The organism is Hymenobacter jeollabukensis (genome assembly GCF_005771675.1).
Classification (GTDB): Bacteria; Bacteroidota; Bacteroidia; order Cytophagales; family Hymenobacteraceae; genus Solirubrum; species Solirubrum jeollabukense.
This window is the reverse complement of record NZ_VAJM01000008.1, coordinates 46,736-64,101: the sequence shown is the minus strand read 5'-3', so window position 1 is coordinate 64,101 and position 17,366 is coordinate 46,736. Positions and strand designations below refer to the sequence as shown.

Annotated in this window: 14 protein-coding genes; 8 read left to right on the top strand and 6 right to left on the bottom strand. The window is 68.7% G+C overall.

What is annotated here, in order from left to right; genetic code table 11:
* Positions 1 to 103 precede the first annotated feature (103 nt).
* The gene (locus FDY95_RS15655) at positions 104 to 4,912 is read left to right on the top strand and encodes a fibronectin type III domain-containing protein (protein ID WP_138079139.1); all 4,809 of its coding nucleotides are present in this window, start codon (positions 104 to 106) and stop codon (positions 4,910 to 4,912) included.
* 120 nt (positions 4,913 to 5,032) lie between these two features.
* On the opposite strand, the gene FDY95_RS15650 is transcribed toward FDY95_RS15655, so the two are convergent.
* Complete coding sequence (locus FDY95_RS15650) at positions 5,033 to 6,526, bottom strand: NCS1 family nucleobase:cation symporter-1 (RefSeq protein ID WP_138079137.1); 1,494 nt, start codon at positions 6,524 to 6,526, stop codon at positions 5,033 to 5,035.
* Between the two features lie 252 nt (positions 6,527 to 6,778).
* On the opposite strand from FDY95_RS15650, the gene FDY95_RS15645 reads away from it, so the two are divergent.
* From FDY95_RS15645 to FDY95_RS15630, 4 genes are all read left to right on the top strand, one after another.
* Entirely contained in the window at positions 6,779 to 7,639 is an 861-nt protein-coding gene (locus tag FDY95_RS15645) for a universal stress protein (protein ID WP_138079135.1), read from the top strand.
* A 149-nt stretch (positions 7,640 to 7,788) separates the two neighbouring features.
* On the top strand, positions 7,789 to 8,097 hold the full coding sequence (locus FDY95_RS15640) for a hypothetical protein (protein WP_138079133.1): 309 nt from the start codon (positions 7,789 to 7,791) through the stop codon (positions 8,095 to 8,097).
* 48 nt (positions 8,098 to 8,145) lie between these two features.
* Positions 8,146 to 8,439, top strand: coding sequence for a hypothetical protein (locus FDY95_RS15635; RefSeq protein ID WP_138079131.1), 294 nt, complete (start codon positions 8,146 to 8,148; stop codon positions 8,437 to 8,439).
* A 101-nt stretch (positions 8,440 to 8,540) separates the two neighbouring features.
* A complete protein-coding gene (locus tag FDY95_RS15630; protein WP_138079129.1) occupies positions 8,541 to 8,849 on the top strand; it encodes a hypothetical protein in 309 nt (102 codons plus the stop codon).
* A 71-nt stretch (positions 8,850 to 8,920) separates the two neighbouring features.
* Here FDY95_RS15630 and FDY95_RS15625 read toward each other — a convergent pair whose 3' ends face one another.
* The 5 genes from FDY95_RS15625 to FDY95_RS15605 form a co-directional block, all read right to left on the bottom strand.
* Entirely contained in the window at positions 8,921 to 9,307 is a 387-nt protein-coding gene (locus FDY95_RS15625) for a DUF3037 domain-containing protein (protein ID WP_138079127.1), read from the bottom strand.
* Complete coding sequence (locus FDY95_RS15620; RefSeq protein ID WP_138079125.1) at positions 9,285 to 10,073, bottom strand: HipA family kinase; 789 nt, start codon at positions 10,071 to 10,073, stop codon at positions 9,285 to 9,287. The genes FDY95_RS15625 and FDY95_RS15620 overlap by 23 nt, the downstream gene beginning before the upstream one ends.
* Before the next feature lie 78 nt (positions 10,074 to 10,151).
* Positions 10,152 to 12,737, bottom strand: a complete 2,586-nt coding sequence (gene uvrA, locus FDY95_RS15615) for an excinuclease ABC subunit UvrA (protein WP_138079123.1) — start codon at positions 12,735 to 12,737, stop codon at positions 10,152 to 10,154.
* 127 nt (positions 12,738 to 12,864) lie between these two features.
* Positions 12,865 to 13,332: a peptide-methionine (R)-S-oxide reductase MsrB gene (msrB, locus tag FDY95_RS15610; protein WP_138079121.1), complete on the bottom strand. Its 468-nt coding sequence runs from the start codon at positions 13,330 to 13,332 to the stop codon at positions 12,865 to 12,867.
* Between the two features lie 120 nt (positions 13,333 to 13,452).
* The gene (locus FDY95_RS15605) at positions 13,453 to 14,799 is read right to left on the bottom strand and encodes a leucine-rich repeat domain-containing protein (RefSeq protein ID WP_138079119.1); all 1,347 of its coding nucleotides are present in this window, start codon (positions 14,797 to 14,799) and stop codon (positions 13,453 to 13,455) included.
* Positions 14,800 to 15,298: 499 nt separating this feature from the next.
* On the opposite strand from FDY95_RS15605, the gene FDY95_RS15600 reads away from it, so the two are divergent.
* The 3 genes from FDY95_RS15600 to FDY95_RS15590 all read left to right on the top strand — a co-directional run bounded on the left by FDY95_RS15600 (position 15,299) and on the right by FDY95_RS15590 (position 17,334).
* Positions 15,299 to 16,021, top strand: coding sequence for a dioxygenase family protein (locus tag FDY95_RS15600; RefSeq protein ID WP_138079117.1), 723 nt, complete (start codon positions 15,299 to 15,301; stop codon positions 16,019 to 16,021).
* Positions 16,022 to 16,133: 112 nt separating this feature from the next.
* Positions 16,134 to 16,670, top strand: coding sequence for a hypothetical protein (locus FDY95_RS15595; protein WP_138079115.1), 537 nt, complete (start codon positions 16,134 to 16,136; stop codon positions 16,668 to 16,670).
* Positions 16,651 to 17,334 carry a pirin family protein gene (locus FDY95_RS15590; protein ID WP_138079113.1) on the top strand — a complete coding sequence of 228 codons (684 nt, stop codon included), beginning with the start codon at positions 16,651 to 16,653 and terminating at the stop codon, positions 17,332 to 17,334. Before FDY95_RS15595 ends, FDY95_RS15590 begins: the two co-directional genes overlap by 20 nt.
* Positions 17,335 to 17,366: the final 32 nt, after the last annotated feature.

The following is a 17,366-nucleotide window of genomic DNA, read 5'->3' as shown; positions in this document are numbered from 1 at the left end:
ACGACAATTAAATCTTTACATTGTCGACAGAGTGCCAAGACCTTGGCTCAGAGACCTGGCCTGAACGCTCCCCGTTCCCTTCCATCCACTTTTTCCCTCTCTTATGCCCCCAGCATTACCCCTTACCCAGCGGCTGACGCAGCGGCTGCTCACCCTTTGTAGGCGCTTCGGCCCCTCGGCAGCCTGGCTGCCCGCCGTGCTGTTTGCCTCGCTGCTGAGCTTTACAGCCCAGGCGCAGGCCCCGGCCAACGACGACCCCTGCGGCGCGGTGCAGCTCAGCCTCAACGGCAGCCTGTGCGTGACGCCCACCGTGGGCACTAACGTGGCGGCCACCACCACCACCGTCAACGGGACGGTGGCCAACACCTGCGGCGCGTTCAACAACACCGCGCCCAAGGACGTGTGGTACAAGTTTACCACCGCCACCACGGGCGCGGCCAGCGCCGGCGCCACCATCACCGTGACGGGTAACCCCGCCGGCCTGATCCGCCTGTTTTCGGCCTCCTCGTGCACGAGCACCTTCACCCAAGTGACCTGCTCGTCGTCGAATGCGGCCAACACGGCCGCGCCGCGCCTGGTGACCGGGGCGCTGCAGCCAGGCACCACCTACTACCTCCAGGTGGCGGGCTACACTTCCACCGACACCCAGGGCCAGTTCACCATCTGCATCACCGATCCGCCCACCTGCGGCGCCCCGGCCGTGCTCGGCGTGACGTACCCGACGGGCACCTCGGCCTCGGTGTCGTTTACGCCTGGCCCGGGCAACACCACCTTCACGGCCGTGCTGCAGGGCGGGGCCGGCGGCCAGCAAACCGTGAACAACGCCACCTCGCCGGTGCTGTTTACGGGCCTGACGCCGGGCACCACCTATTTCGTGTCGGTCCGGACGGATTGCGGCGGCACCACGCTGCAGTCGCCCTTCTTCAGCTTCACGGTGCCGCTGCTCAACGACGACCCCTGCGGCGCCATCAACCTACCCATAGGCTCGACCTGCTCGCCGACGACGGGCACCACGTTCGGGGCCAGCACCACCACGCCCAACGGCTACACCAACCCCGGCTGCGCCGCCGACGCCAGCCCCATGGACGTGTGGTACCAGTTCACCACCCCGGCCACCGGCGGGGCCAGCACCAGTGCCAGCATCACCGTGACGGGCCCACCGGCCGGGCAGGTACGCCTGTTTTCGGCCACTTCGTGCAGCGGCTCGCTCACGCAGCTGGCCTGCTCGCAGGTGGCTACGGGCCCGGCGGCACCGCTGAGCTACACCTCGCTCACGCCCAGCACCACCTACTACGTGATGGTGGCCGGCTACAGCGACACCAGCCCGCGCGGCAACTTCACCATCTGCGTGACCGGCGCCCCGGCCTGCCCCGACCCCACCAACCTCGCCATCAGCGGCGTCAACGCCACCACGGCCAGCCTCTCGTTTACACCCAGCGGCAACGCCACCAGCTACATCGTAGCGTACACGCCCGTGGGCGGCGGCGCCACCACGACGGTGACGCCCGCCCCGACCACCTCGCCGGTAGCGCTGACGGGCCTGACCACCGGCACCACCTACACGGTGACGCTGCAGAGCGTGTGCCCCTCGGGCACGGGCTCGGTGCTCACGCGCACCTACACGGCCAGCGGCGGCGCCCCGGCCAACGATGAGTGCCTCGGCGCCACGCCCATCACCAGCATCGGCATCGGCACCTGCGGGGCCGCGGTGCCCGGCACCATCACGGCGGCTACCTCGTCGACGGGGGCTCCGGCTCCGGGCTGCGCCGGCTTCCAAGCCACCACGCTGGACGTGTGGTTCAGCCTGACGGTGCCCGCCAACGGCGCCCTGCAGGTGGAAACCGGCCCCGGCGCCACCAACAGCGTGAATGATACCGGCCTGGCCCTGTACTCGGGCAGCTGCGGCAGCCTCACGCTGCTGGGCTGCGACGACGACAGCTCGCCCAACGGCAGCTTCTCGCTGCTGCGGCGCACCGGCCTCACGCCGGGCAGCACCGTGTACGTGCGGGTGTGGAAGTTCGGCGCCACGGCCGGCACCGACTTCACCGTGTGCGCCCAGACCGAGGCGCCCTGCGGCACGGTGAGCAACCTGAGCGTGAACAACATCACCGCCACCTCGGCCGCGCTGACGTTTACGCCTCCCTCGGGCGCCACCAGCTACACCGTTACCTACACGCCCACCGGCGGCTCGCTGGCCGTGCTCACGCCCAGCCCCACGGCCTCGCCGGCCCAGCTGACCGGCCTGACGGCCAACACCACCTACACCGTCACCATTCAGGCCACCTGCACGGGCGGCTCGGGCCTGCCGCTGGCCCTGACCTTCACCACTGCCCCGCCGCCCCCGGCCAACGACAACTGCTCGGCCCCTACGGCGCTGACCGTGGGCACCACCTGCACGCCCGTCACGGCTACCAACGTGGGCGCCACGGCTTCGGCGGCGCCCATCGGGGCGCCGAGCTGCACCACGGGCACCGTCAACGACGTGTGGTTTAGCCTGACCGTGCCCGCCAACGGCATCGTGCAGGTGACGACCGGCGCGGTGAGCGGCAGCGCGGTGACTGACACCGGCCTGCAGCTATACTCGGGCACCTGCGCGGCCCTGACCTCGCTGGGCTGCAACGACAACTTCGGTTCCAGCAACTTCTCGCAGGTGCGCGCCACGGGCCTCACTCCCGGCAGCACCGTATACGCCCGCGTGTGGCAGGTGGGCAGCACCAACGGCGGCCAGTTCACCGTGTGCGCCGCCACCGACCCGGCCTGCCCGGCCGTGACCAACCTGGCCGTGGGCAGCATCACCACAACCTCGGCTTCGGTGACCTTCACGCCCCCCACCGCCGGCACCAGCTACACCGTGACCTATACCCCGCAGGGTGGCACGGCTACCACCGTCACGCCCGCGCCGACGGCTTCGCCGGTGGCGCTGACGGGCCTGCTGCCCGGCACCACCTACACGGTATCGGTGGTGAGTAACTGCCAGCCCGGCGAAACCTCGACGGCGGCCACGACCACGTTCAACACGACCAGCTGCATTGCCCCGACCGGCCTGAGCGTCAGCGCCATCACCACGACCGCGGCCACGGTGAGCTTCGGCGTGGGCAACGGCTCGACTTACACGGTAACCTACACCCCGCAGGGCGGCTCGCCGACGACGGTGACGCCCAACCCCACGGGCGGACCGGTGAACCTGACGGGCCTGACCCCGGGCACGCTCTACACGGTGAGCATCGTGAGCAACTGCGGCGCCGGCCAGAGCGCGGCGGCTACCACCACCTTCACCACGCTCACGCCCTGCAACCCGGTGACGGGCCTCACGGCCGGCAGCATCACCACCACGTCGGCCAGCCTGACGTTTGTGGGCGCGGGCGCCAGCTACACGGTAACGTACACGCCGCAGGGCGGCTCGGCTACCACGGTGACCCCGGCCCCGACGGCTTCGCCGGTGGCCCTCTCGGGCCTCACGCCGAACACGCAGTACACCGTATCGGTGACCAGCAACTGCGCCAACGGGCTTAGCTCGACGGCGGCCACCACGACCTTCACCACGCTGGCGCCCTGCAACGCGGTGACCAGTCTGACGGCCACGAACGTAACCACGACCTCGGCTTCGCTGACCTTCACGCCGGCCAGCGCGGGCACCAGCTACACGGTGACGTACACGCCGGCCGGTGGCTCGGCTACCACCGTCACGCCGGCCCCCACGGCCTCGCCGGTGAACCTGACGGGCCTCACGCCGAATACCGCGTACTCGGTATCGGTTATCAGCAACTGCGGCGGCGGGCAGACCTCGACGGCGGCTACCACCACCTTCACCACCGCCGCTCTGCCGACCTGCGCCGCTGTTACGGGCCTCACGGCCACGGGCATCTCGACCACCACCGCGTCGTTGATTTTCGGCGGCACGGCGGGCGCCACTTACACGGTGACGTACACCCCGCAGGGCGGCTCGGCCACGACGGTAACGCCGGCTCCCGGCAGCTCGCCGGTGAGCCTGACCGGGCTGACGCCTGCCACGCAGTACAGCGTGTCGGTTGTCAGCAACTGCAGCAACGGCGCCAGCTCCTCGGCCGTGACGACCACGTTCACTACGCTGGCCACCGCCGCCTGTCCGCCCGTAACGGGGCTGACGGTGAGCAACACGACCACCTCCGGCGCCACGGTTAGCTTCGTGGCGGGCGCGGGCAATACGACCTACACCGTTTCGGTCACGCCCGCCGCCGGCGGCACGCCCATTACCGTGCAGGCTACGGCTTCCCCGGCCACGTTCACGGGCCTGCTTCCGGGCACGGCTTATTCGGCGTGCGTAACGCCGAGCTGCGGCACGACGGCCGGGGCGCAGGTGTGCGTCACCTTCACCACCGCCACCCCCACCTGCCCGGTACCGACCGGCGTAGCGGTGAGCGGCATCACGTCGACCGGGGCCAGCGTGACCTTCACGCCCAACGCCACGGCCAGCAACTACAAGGTGACTTACACGCGCGCCGGGGGTTCGGCCCAAACGACGGTGGTAACCACCTCGCCGGCCGCGCTGTCGGGGCTGACGCCCAACAGCCAGTACACCGTGTCGGTGACCAGCAACTGCCCCGGCGGTGCCACCTCGGCGGCTTCGACGGCTGCCACGTTCACGACGCTGGTAACGGCCACGCAGAACGCCGCTCTGGCCCAGCAGGTGCAGCTGTACCCCAACCCGGCCCAGCGCGGCTTCTGGCTGGAAGTGCCGGCCCAGCTCACGCGCAAAGCCGTGACGGTGACCCTGCTCAACAGCATCGGCCAGCAGGTGCAGCAGCGCACCCTGCCGGCTGCTACTGGCGCCAGCAAGGTAGCTTTCGACGTGACGCAACTGCCGCGCGGAGTGTACTCCCTGCGCCTGACCACCGAAGCGGGCGTGCTCGTCAAGCGCCTGGTAATCGACTAAACGGAGTGGAGCTAGTAGCCGGCTCCGCCTCCCCTGGTCAATAAGTTGAAAGGCCCCGGAGCGCGTGCTCCGGGGCCTTTTTTTGGTGTTTGCTAACGGGCTACGGCTGACCTGATTGGACTACCCCGCCACGGCCACCGGCACCGGCTCCAGGCGTGGGCGCATCAGGGCTACGTAGAGGCCGCCGGAGAGGAAGAAGCCCACGAACCAGGCGTAGTGGTACACGTCGGCCAGCCAGGGCCACACGGCGCCGGCGGGCAGCGCGCCCACGGCCTGCAGAAAGCCCGGCACGTTGGGCAGAATGCCGATAATCAGCGCCAGCATGGCCTGCCAGTTGATGCCGTTGCGGTAGGCGTAGCGGCCGTCGTAGCGGTAGAGGTCGGGCACGTCGAGGTGGCGGCGGCGCAGCAGGTAGTAGTCGGCAATCATGATGCCGCCGATGGGGCCGAGCAGCGCCGAGTAGCCCACCAGCCAGGTGAAGATGTAGCCCGAGGGGTCGGCAATGAGCTTCCAGGGAAAGATGAGCAGGCCGATGACGCCGGTGATGTAGCCGCCGGTGGTGAAGCTGATGCGCTGCGGGCTGAGGTTGGCAAAGTCGTTGGCCGGGCTCACGATGTTGGCGGCAATGTTGGTGGCCAGGGTGCTCAGGGCCACCGCCAGCATGGCCACCGATACCAGCAGCTTGCTCTCGAACTTGCCGGCCAGCACCACCGGGTCCCAGATGGTTTGCCCGTAGATGACGAAGGTGGCCGAGGTGACGACCACGCCCACGAAGGAAAACAAGGTCATGGACGTGGGCAGCCCCAGCGCCTGCCCCAGCACCTGCGCCCGCTGCGACAAGGCATAGCGGGTGAAGTCGGGAATGTTCAGGGACAGGGTAGCCCAGAAGCCGACCATGCCCGTCAGGGCCGGAAAGAAGAAGGCCCAGAACTCGGCCGAGGTAGCGAATTTGCTGGGCCGGGCCAGAATCGGGCCCAGGCCGTGCCCGGCCGAAATGGCCCACCACAGCAGCGCCACCGCCGCCACCGGCAGGAAAAAGGCCTTGAACACCAGCAGCTTCTTGATGCTGTCGACGCCGAGGTAGACCACGTACATGTTCAGCGCCCAGAACAGCAGAAACACCAGCGCCGGCCCCGTCGCCAGGCCCCAGGAGGCCGGAAACACCGCCGGCAGGGTACCCAGCGCGGGCCACCAGAGCACGGCCATCTGGTAGAGGGCAAAGCCGCCGATCCACGTCTGAATGCCGAACCAGCCGCAGGCAATGACGGCGCGCAGCAGGGCCGGCACGTTGGCCCCCCGCACCCCGAACGAGGCCCGCGCAAACACCGGGAACGGAATGCCGTAGCGCGCCCCGGCGTGGCCGTTGAGCAGCATGGGCACCAGCACCACCGTGTTGCCCAGGAAGATGGTGAGCAGCGCCTGCCACCAGTTCATGCCCCCCTCGATGAGCGAGCTGGCTAGCATGTACGTCGGAATGCAGAGGCTCATGCTGATCCAGAGCGCGGCGTAGTTGGCGGTGGTCCAGGTGCGGGCCGCGGCGGGCACCGGCGCGAGGTCCTCGCTGAGCAGGCCGCTGCTCAGCGGCTCGGGGGCGGGGTGAGACGAGGGGGTCATGGGGGTTGGCAGAGTAGGTTCGACGTTAAGTATAGCAGTTTAGCGAAGTATTTCGGCGCCAGCGGCTTTCAATGGGCACCCCGCGCAGCCCCGGCCCACCGCTTTCAGCGGCGCGGCAGGGGCTGGTGGGCTGGGCCGGGCGCATTTACTTTCCGAATGGTATTGGACAAATACAAAAAGTAAGTATATTATCATCCTAATGTTCTTGCCGCGGCCCGGATAAAATTCCCCTTCCCCCCAACGGTCCTAGCCATGCAAAACCTACTCGTTCCCACAGATTTCTCCCCCGAAGCGCACCACGCCTTCGAGGTGGCCCTGCAGCTGGCCCGCCGCACCGGCGGCCACGTCACGCTGCTGCACGTGGTGGATACGCCCGGCGCCGCGGGCGTGGTATCCACCGGCCCGGCCGGCGGCGGCTCGGGCCTCGACGGCGTATTTATGGTGCAGCTGCTGCAGAATACCAAGCGCCACATGCACGCGCTGATGGCCGAGGCCGCCCGCACCCACGCCACCGTGCCGGTGCAGGACATCGTGGCCACCGGCGACGTCGACGCGGCGGTGCTCGATACCATCCGCACCCAGCGCATCGACCTGGTGGTGGTGGGCGCCCACGAGCACAAGCCCGGCTCGCACCTGCTGTTCGCGCCCGATTCGCACGCCGAGCGGCTGGTGCGCCTGGCCCCCTGCCCGGTGCTGACGGTGAAACACCCGGCCCCCGAGTTCGAGGTGCACCACATCGTCTTTGCCTCCGACTTCCAGCCCGAAGCCGACCTAGCCGTGGCTAGCCTGCGCCAGGTGTGCGCCGCCTTCCCCGAAGCCACCCTGCACCTACTCGACGTGGTAACCAGTGCCACCGAATACCCCGCCGCCATTGCCCGCATTCACGCCTTCGCGCAGCGCCACCAGCTGGCCGCCTACGAGCCCGACGTGTTCGACGCGCCCGAGGTCAGCGCGGGCATTCCGCGCTACGCCGAGCAGGCCCACGCCGACCTGGTGGTGATGCTTACCCACGGCCGCACCGGCCTGCGCCACTGGCTGCAGGGCAGCATTGCCGAGAGCGTGGCCGTGCAGGCCGCCGCGCCGGTGCTTACCTTCCACGCGCCGGTGGCGTAGCCGGTGCGATTGGAGCACTTAGGCGCTGCTTCTCAGGCGCATAGCCCGGGCCAATCGACTACTCCGTATTAGTCGCCGCAAAATCCCATTTTGTACGGGCCCGTTTGGCCGGCATTTTGGGCATCTTTGACTGCAACCTCTCCCCTTTCATGCCCTGCCCTATGCACCCGGCCAACTCCTGGCGCATTCTGCGCGTGTACGCCGAAGCCAGCGGCGCCGCGGTGGCCCTGATCCTGGTGACGCACACCCGCACCGGTACCGATGTGTACGAAGTGGAGCTGCCCTACCTGCTGTGGGAGTCGCTGGGCACGCGGGCGGCGGCCGGCTTCGTCACCCGCCTCTACCGCAGCCACTGCCCCGAATCGGTGCGGCACCTGGGGCTGTGCGCGGTGCGGCGGCGCATTGCTTCGGGCCTGGCCGCGCATCACCACCAGCTGGCTCCCGGACCAGACTCTTAGCCGTTTGCGGCTGCTGCATCCTTCACTGCTCCCCGCCGTCGTTTCGTCATGAGCGCCCCCATCTCCTACACCATTCAGGCCAGCGCCGCCCCGCTCTCGGCCATGGTCCGCGTGCGCATCCGCTGCCGCACCGATACCGGCTCGCACCGCTGGAACCTGGAAATGCCCCGGCTGCTGTGGGCCTCGATGGGCACCGAGCAGACCGCCGCCTTCATCACCGAGCAGTACTTCGACGCCTACCCCGATACCCGGGCGCTGGTGGGTCCCACCCACATTTCCTGGGCCATTGCCACCTCGCTGCTCGATACGGAGCAGTATTTCCCCTCCGCCGACGAAGCCTGAGCCCGGGCGCGGCACCGATTCGGCCGATTCTGGCCACTCGACCGGCGCCCCTCGGCCGCGCTCCGACTTTGCTCCCTTCTCCCCTTCTACTCCCCCGCTGTATGCCTTCGTCTACCCTAAGTGCTTCGCTACGGCTGCACATGGTGCCCGCCGGCCGCCGCCTCGATTTCGCCCAGCTGCCGGGCCATTACGCGTACGTGTACCGCCGCGACCGGAATGGCCCCTGGGAGTGCATTGCCCACAATGCCAGCAGCCCCTTTATCGACCGGACGCCGCTGCCGCCGGGTGCCCCCACGGAGTACCAGCTGATCTACCACGACGCAACGGGCCGCGACACGGCCGCCACCGGCATTGTGCAGGCCCTGCCCGCGCAGCTGCCGCCGGCCACCAGCCTGCTGGGGCTGCGCTGAGCCCGGGCGGCATCGAATGGCAACAGGCCTGCCGCCCGGTTCCGCAGGCGAGGAAGGCGGGCGGCAGGAGCCTATTCTACCAGCTGCGCGTGCAGGCGGTTCAGCGTTTCGGCCGCGTCGTGGCAGAGGCCGGGGTGCACGGCGGAGGTTTGCACGATGGTGCTGCGCGTGGCCGTGAGCCAGCGAAACCGCTCGGCCAGGCCCAGCTGCCCGATGGGGCCACCCTCCTTGCGCCCACGGCAGATTTTATCGAAGGCGTGTAGGCGGGCCATCAGCTCGCCCAGGTCCAGCTTGTCGCCGCAGAGGGCGCGCAGGCGGGCTTCGGGCAGGTGGTAGCGGCACTGCAGAAAGCCCTGGTCGCGGCAGTAGAGCACCACGCCCACGTTGAGGAACTCCTCCCGCTCCACGCGCGGCACCACGCGCAGCACGGCGTACTCAAACAAGTGCTTGTCGGGCATGGTCGGCTTCCTGGGTGAAGGTGTCGGAGGCGGCCACGCGGGCCGTGAGGAACTGCACGTAGGCGGCGCGCTGCTCGGCCGGGCTCTGGTCGGGCTCCAGCAGCCAGGCCTCGGGCACCAGCGCCACGATGCCCTCGATGACGGCCGGCGTGAGCAGCGGGCGCAGCTCGGCATCGACCTGCGGCAGCTCGGTGGCACGGGGCAGCAGCACGTGGTCCTTGATCTGCGGGAACGGGCGCGGCTTCGCGGCCCAACCCGGGCCGGTGTGGTGGGCGTAGAGGGCCGCGCCGTGGTCGATCAGCCACAGTTCCTTGTGCCAGATCAGCATGTTGGTGTTGCGGGCGGTGCGGTCCACGTTCAGGGTCAGCGCATCGAGCCACACCACTTGGGAGGCCAGCCGGGCGTCGACGGCGGTGACCAGCGGATCGAAGGTGATGGCCCCGCTGAGGTAGTGCAGGGCCAGGTTCAGCCCCTCGCTGGCGCGCAGCAGGTCCTGGATTTCTTCGTCGGGCTCGGTGCGGCCGAAGGCTTCGTGCAGGTTCACGAATACCAGCTCGGGCACGCGCAGGCCCAGCACGCGGGCCAGCTCGCCCACGATCAGCTCGGCAATCAGCGCCTTGGGGCCCTGGCCGGCGCCCCGGAACTTAACGACGTACAGAAAGCCGTCGTCGGCTTCGACTAGGGCGGGCAGCGAGCCGCCTTCGCGCAGCGGCGTCACGTAGCGCGTCACGTCGACAGTGCGCAGCGTTGGGGAGTCAGCGGGCATATGGATGTTGAGTTCGGGGCGCAAAGAACGGGGTTTTACGGTGCAGGGCCGGTTTTAGCCCGCAGAGGGCGCGGAGGGTTACGCAGAGGGCGCAGAGCTGTTCTGGCCCTGTCGGAACCGCGCCAGGTAGGGCGCCGTGCGGCTGTGTTTCGACTTCGCCACCGCGGCCGGTGGGCCCTCGGCCACCACCTGTCCGCCTTCGTCGCCGGCACCGGGGCCCATGTCAATCAGCCAGTCGGAGGCGGCCGCCACGCGCATGTCGTGCTCCACCAGCACCACCGTGTTGCCCGCGTCGACGAGGCGGTTGAGCTGGGTGAGCAGGCGCTCCACGTCGGCGGGGTGCAGGCCGGTGGTGGGCTCATCGAGCACGTAGAGCGTGTCGCCGCGCTGGGCCTTCTGCAGCTCGGTGGCCAGCTTGATGCGCTGGGCTTCGCCGCCCGACAGCTCGGTGGCGGGCTGGCCCAGGCGCAGGTAGCCCAGCCCGACTTCGCGCAGCACCCCCAGGGGCCGCTGCACGGTGGGCTCCGCGGCGAAAAACGCGTGGGCGTCGTCCACGGTCAGGCCGAGCACTTCGGCAATGTTGCGGCCGTGGTACTGGATTTCCAGGGTTTTGGCGTTGTAGCGCGCTCCGTGGCACACCGGGCAGGGCGCGTACACCGAGGGCAGAAACAGCAGCTCCACCATCACGAAGCCCTCACCCTGGCAGTTCTCGCAGCGGCCCTTGGCCACGTTGAAGCTGAAGCGGCCCGCGTCATAGCGGCGCTTGCGGGCCTCGGGCGTGGCCGCGAACAGCTTGCGCACGTGGTCGAACAGGCCGGTATAGGTAGCCATGTTGGAGCGCGGGGTACGCCCGATGGGCTTCTGATCCACCCGTACCAGCCGGCGAATCGTCTGCAGGCCGTCGACGATGCGGCCTTCCAGGGCCGGCGCGGCGGCCGACTGCAGCGGGTCTTCGTCGGCCGCGTCCGCGGCGCCTTCATCGTCGCCTTTCACGCCCAGCGCTTCGGCTACCAGCTCCACCAGCACCTGCGAAACCAGCGAGGACTTGCCCGAGCCCGACACGCCCGTCACCGTCGTCAGCACGCCCAGCGGAAACTGCACGCTGAGCCCGTCGAGGTTGTTGCGGCGCACGCCTTCGAGCCGCAGCCAGCCGGCGGGCGGGCGGGGCGCGGCTTCCGCAGCGTCGGCGGCTTCTTCCCGGAACAGGTAACGGCGCGTCTGGGAGGCGTCGATTTCGGCCAGGCCAGCCACGGGGCCGCTGTAGAGGATTTCGCCGCCCTTTTCGCCGGCGGCAGGGCCCACGTCGACCAGCCAATCGGCCTGGCGCACCACGTCGAGGTTGTGCTCCACCACGAAGAGGGTGTTACCGGCGGCTTTCAGGCTGTGCAGGGCCGCGAGCAGGGCCTCGGTGTCGCTGGGGTGCAGGCCGGCGGAGGGCTCGTCGAGCACATAGACCACGCCGAATAGGTTGGAGTAGAGCTGGGTGGCCAGGCGCAGGCGCTGCAACTCTCCTGGTGACAACGTGGGCGTGCTGCGCTCCAGCTGCAGGTAGCCCAGGCCCAGGTCGAGGAGCACGCGCAGGCGGGCCGTCAGGTCGCCGGCAATGCGGCGGGCCACTTCGGCCTGCTCGGGGTGCTCGGCGTCGTGCTTTTTGCGGCCCTTGGCGGTGCCTTCGGCGTAGGGCCGCAGCAGCTCGGCCACGCGCTTGAGCGGCAGGCGGGCCATGTCGGCAATGTCGAGGCCGGCGAAGGTGACTGAGAGGCTTTCCGGGCGCAGGCGCTTGCCGTGGCAGGTGGGGCACGCGGTGCTGAGCATGTACTGCAGGGCGCGCTTTTTCATCAGCGGGCTCTGGGTGGTGGCGAAGGTGTGGAGCACGTGGCGCCGCACCCCGGTGAAGGTGCCCATGTAGTTGGGCGGCTCCTTGCGCTGGAGGGCGCGCCGGGTTTCGGCGGGCGTGTAACCGGGGTACACCGGCACCACCGGCTGCTCGTCGGTGAACAGAATCCAGTCGCGCTGCTGCTGCGGCAGGTCTTTCCACGGCACGTCCACGTCGTAGCCCAGCGTGACGAGGATGTCGCGCTGATTCTGCCCGCCCCAGGCCTGGGGCCAGGCGGCAATGGCCCGCTCGCGGATGGTGAGCGTGGGGTCGGGCACCATGCTTTGCTCGGTGACTTCGTAGATGCGCCCGAGGCCGTGGCACTGGGGGCAGGCGCCCTCGGGGGTGTTCGGGGAAAACGCTTCGGCGTAGATAATGCCCTGCCCGGCGGGGTAGTCGCCGGCGCGGGAATAGAGCATGCGCAGCAGGTTCGACAGCGTCGTGACCGAGCCCACCGACGAGCGGGTGGTGGGCGTGCCGCGCTGCTGCTGCAGGGCCACGGCCGGCGGCAGCCCGTCGATGCTATCCACGGCGGGCACCGACATCTGGTGGAACAGCCGCCGCGCGTAGGGCGACACCGATTCCAGGTAGCGGCGCTGGGCCTCGGCGTAGAGCGTACCGAACGCCAGGGAGGACTTGCCCGAGCCCGACACGCCGGTAAACACCACCAGCGCGTCGCGCGGAATGTCCACGTCGACGTCCTTGAGGTTGTGCTCCCGGGCGCCGCGCACTTGCACGAAGCCTTGAGCAGGGGTAGAATTCCGGGGCGGCACGGGCGGTTTGGTCATGGGTGACAAGGGAAAAGCAGCGGATGAATCCCTCGAAGTACGCAACGGCGCGCGAAGTAGCCGCCCGCGCCTGGTAAGCGCCTCATCATCACGCTCCGTAAGCCCCGCTCCTGTATCAAAACCGGCCTTAGTGGCTCTCCACTGGGTCGTCGGGGCTTAGCCGGTGCAAGCTCACCGAGTTGATGCAGTAGCGCAGCCCGGCCGGGGCGGGGCCGTCGGGGAAGACGTGGCCGAGGTGGCCTGCGCACACGTTGCAGCGCACCTCCACCCGCTGCATGTTGTGGCCGTCGTCGAAGTGGTAGCTGAGGGCGTTTTTGGCCGCGGGCTGCGTGAAGCTCGGCCAGCCTGAAATGGCGTGGTACTTCGTAGCCGCCTCGAACAGCACCGAGCCGCAGCCGGCGCACACGTAGCGGCCGGGCTCGTACGTGCGGCAGTAGGTATTGCGGTAGGGCGGCTCGGTGCCGCGCTGGCGCAGCACCGCCAGCTGGGCGGGCGTGAGCTGCGCGGCCCACTCTGCTTCAGTCAGCACCAGGCGCCGGGGCGGCTCGGGGTTGCTGTATCTGGCGTATTTGAGGACGTCGACCCAGCGCAGCATAGCGGAATACAGTGGTTTCGACCTGGTTTTACGAACCAACCCCGGGATGCGTCGTCAGCAAGCAAACGACACGTCCTGCCGAGGCCGCCGCAGCCTGACGTTCCTGTTGATTATTCCCCCCTATTCGAGGGAAGCAACCGGCTCGGCAGCAGCCAGTGCCCGTTCGATAGCGGCAAACGTGGGGCGGGCCGCCACTTCGGGCTGCCCGCACTGGCGCTGCAGCGCCCACAGCGGCGCCAGGGCGGCCTGCTCGGCGGCCGAAGCGACGTCGCAGCGCTCCAGCAGCTCTTCCAGCAGGCAGCCGAAGGCCCGCACTTCCAAGGCCTGCAGGCCCTGGGCCGTGGCCGCGTCGTCGGGCTCGAAAAAGCTGGCCGCGCCAAAGTCGCCGAGCAGGGCGTGGCCGCCGGGCTCCACCAGGATGTTGTGGCCGTACAGGTCGCCGTGGGTGATGCCCTGCGCGTGCAGGTGCGCGGCGGCCCCGGCAATGCCCGTGGCGATGCGCAAGGCGGCGGGCAGGGTGAAGCGCGTAGCGGCCTCGTACACGTCGCGGGAGCAGGTGGCGAAGCTGGGCGGCCCGGCCAGGTTGCCGTAGCGCGGGCTGATGAGCGTCAGCACCAGCCCCTCGGTGCCGGCCGGGTGCCCGGTTATCTGCCCTTCCACCCCGATCAGGCTGGCGTGGCGGCCGGCGCTGATGTAGGCGTCCATTTCGCTGCGGGGCAGCCCGTCGCTGGTGATGGCGCCCTTGAACAGCTTCACGGCCACGGTCTGCGGCTCCGCCCCGGCCGGCTGCCACACGGCCCGGGAAATCACGCCCGAGGCGCCCTCGCCCAGCTTTTGCTCCAGCGTCAGCTCGGGCCAGGGAATCTGGCGGGTAGGGTGGCGGGCCAGCACGGCGGCTTCGCTGCGGTCGGCGAAAGGGTTGCCGGCGTAGCCCAGCCAGCTCAGGCGCGGCATGCGCAGCAGCCAGGCCGGCAGGTGGTCGAGGCGGTTGGCGGCCAGGCGCAGCAGCTCCAGGTGGTGGCACTGGGCCAGCTCGGCGGGCAGTTCGCGCAGCTCGTTGCCGGCCAGCATCAGCTTCTGCAGCCGCGTGCAGCGCCCGATTTCGGGCGGCAGGGCCTGCAGCCGGTTGTTGGACAAAATCAGCCAGCGCAGCTGGGGCGGCAGCGCGGCGGCGGGCAGGGTGCGAATCTGGTTGGTCCTGAAGCCCACCATGCTCAGCGCGGGGCACTGGCCGACCGAGGCGGGCACTTCCTCGAACAGGTTGTCGGAGCAGAACAGGATGCGCAGCCGGTGCAGGCGGTGCAGATCGGCGGGCAGCGTGCGCAGGCGGTTGCCGCTGAGGTTGAGAACTTCCAGCGTGTCGGCGAGGTCAAATATTTCGCGCGGAAATTCCGTGAGGCCGGCGGCGAGGTCGAGGCGGGTGGCACCGGCTAGCTGCCCGGCGCGGAGCTGTTCGAGGGTATGCATTGGGGCAAAGGTCGGCAGCGGCGGCCGGAACCGCCCCAAGGCAGGCGCAGCCCGGGCCCTTCGACGCTGGTTCGCAGGCAAGCCGGCGCATTGGCGCGGGCGGAACAAGGGCCGCAATCGACCAATCGGCGCTTTTCCCCGACCACGAGCCGGCCAGAGCAGATTGATCTGACTCCAACTACCAAAGTACCATTTACTAACACCAGCCTGAGCATACTACGCCCTCTGAACAGAAGAGAAACAGGCCTTACGCCAGTCGGCTAATGACCGCCCTGAATGCGGCGCAAACCGGGAGTAAAATTGTTACATGTCACCAAATAGACGCTTTACAGCTACAAAACCACTCCTACGCCTCCCCTTGTCCACCCGTGCAGCCGGTAAAATGCGGCTCCGGTATTCGTCGGCACAATTGTGCCGGTGGTCGATTCGAGGCCACACCACAAAAAGGATAAATACAACTTTGACTAAACGAATCAGCCACCCTAACGCAGCTACCCTTATGGAACGCAAGCACTTTCTGAAGAGCCTTCTGGTCGGCGCGGTGTCGGCCCCTGCCCTCTTGTCGGCCTGCGGCAAGGACGAGGTGACGCCGGACGCCGCGGGTTCCTCCACGACGGGCGGTACCACCGGCTCCGGGGGCAGCTGCTCGGTGGCGCCCACCGAAACCGAGGGGCCCTTCCCCACCAAGCAGCCCGCCTCCTACGTGCGCGCCGACATCCGCGACGGCAAAGCCGGGCACCTGCTCACGGCCAAAATCACCATCACCAATACCAACAACGGCTGCGCGGGCCTGGCCGGGGCCCTGGTCGACATCTGGCACTGCGACGCCGAGGGCAACTACTCGGAGTACGGCGGCACCGGGATGCAGTCGACCAACTACCAGGCGGTGCACTTCCTGCGCGGGCGCCAAACCACTGATGCGAGCGGGCTGGTCACCTTCACCAGCATCTTCCCGGGCTGGTACTCGGGCCGCGCCACCCACATCCACGTGCACGTGTACTCGGCCAGCGGGCAGTCGTTGAAAGTCACCCAGATTGCCTTTCCCGAAGGTTCGGGCTCGGCCGTGGCGGCCGTCAACGGCTACGCCAAGGGCCTGAGCGGCTACACCACCAACGCCACCGATAACGTGTTCAGCGACGGGGTGAGCCTGGAGCTGGCTGCGGTGACCGGCAACACCACCGACGGCTTCCAACTGTCCATCGCGCTGGGCGTCCCGGCGTAACGGCGAAATGGTGAGGTGGTGAAATGGCGAGTGTCGTTCTGAAGGCGCGAAATGCGCAGTTCCGGCCTCCCGAACATCAACTCACCAGTTCACCACCTCACCATTTCGCCTCATGGCCCGCACCATCACGCTCTGCTACCGCAAAATCATCGACGCCGGCGCCAGCCACGCCTGGGACAAGCTGGTGTGGGAGGACAGCTACCAGGAGTTCCGGCTGCAGGCTCAGACGGTGGACCCGGCGCGGCAGTACCGCACCTTCGGGCAGCTGCTGCAGCACGCGGCCGGGGCCGAGCGGCTGCATTTTCTGGTCAGCGCGGCCGTGCGGGGCTATTTGTCGCAGCTCGGCGGGCTGGTGCCCGACATCGTCGACAACCTGGGGCGGCGCTTTTTGCCGTTCAGCCAGTTTCAGTTCGAGCTCATCAACTCCGACCTGCAGGACCGCAGCCGCCACCAGGTGGCCGTCAATTTCTACTCCGACGCGCTGACCTGGCACGATACCATCGGCACCTACCTGCTGGTGTCGGTAGCCACGGCTCCGCCCGCGGCGGCCGGCGCGGGGCTGCCCACGCACCTGGTGGCACTGCAGCCGTTTTTGTCGATTCATTCCCTTCAGCTGCCCGCCCCGCCCGATGAAGCAGACGCCCGGTAAAATCTTTCTGGGCGAGCAGCGCGGGCTGACGGAAACCGCGCAGTTTCGCCGCTACAGCACCCTGAGCTTCGGCCCTTACGCCGACGCGCACAAGGGCCCCGTAGGCCGCCTGCGCGCCCTGAACGACGAGCTGCTGGCCGGCGGGCAGCAGGTCAGCCTCCGCGCCGAAACGGCCGCGTTGTTGCTGGTGCTGCCCATCACCGGCGCCGTGCGCGTGAGCACTCCGCAGCACGACCCGGCCCCCGTCGACGCGGGGGAAGCGCTGCTGCTGCCGCTGGCCGCCGACGCCGAAGTTCATTTTCAGAACCCTTACCCGGCCGACGTCATCAGCTTTCTGCACCTCTGGCTCGACACTGCCACGCCGCTCACGGCGCCCCAGCGCTTCACCTTCGCGCCCGAGGCGCTGGACAACCAGCTGGCCACCATCGTAGCGGCGGATGCCCGGCTGGACTTTACGCTGCAGCTGGGCCGCTTCGCCGGGCGCCACGAGGCCGTGTGCCGCCTGGCTGAAGGTGCCCGGCTGTTTGCCTTTGTGGTGGCCGGCGCCTTCGAGCTGGAAGGTCGTCTGCTGCACGAAAAAGATGCCTTGGCCTTATGGGGTACCGCTGAGGTGGAGTTGGAGGCCCTCAGCAACGACGCCCTGGTGCTGCTGCTGACGGTGTAGCAGGCCGCGGCACGGCCTCACGCGCGGCCATC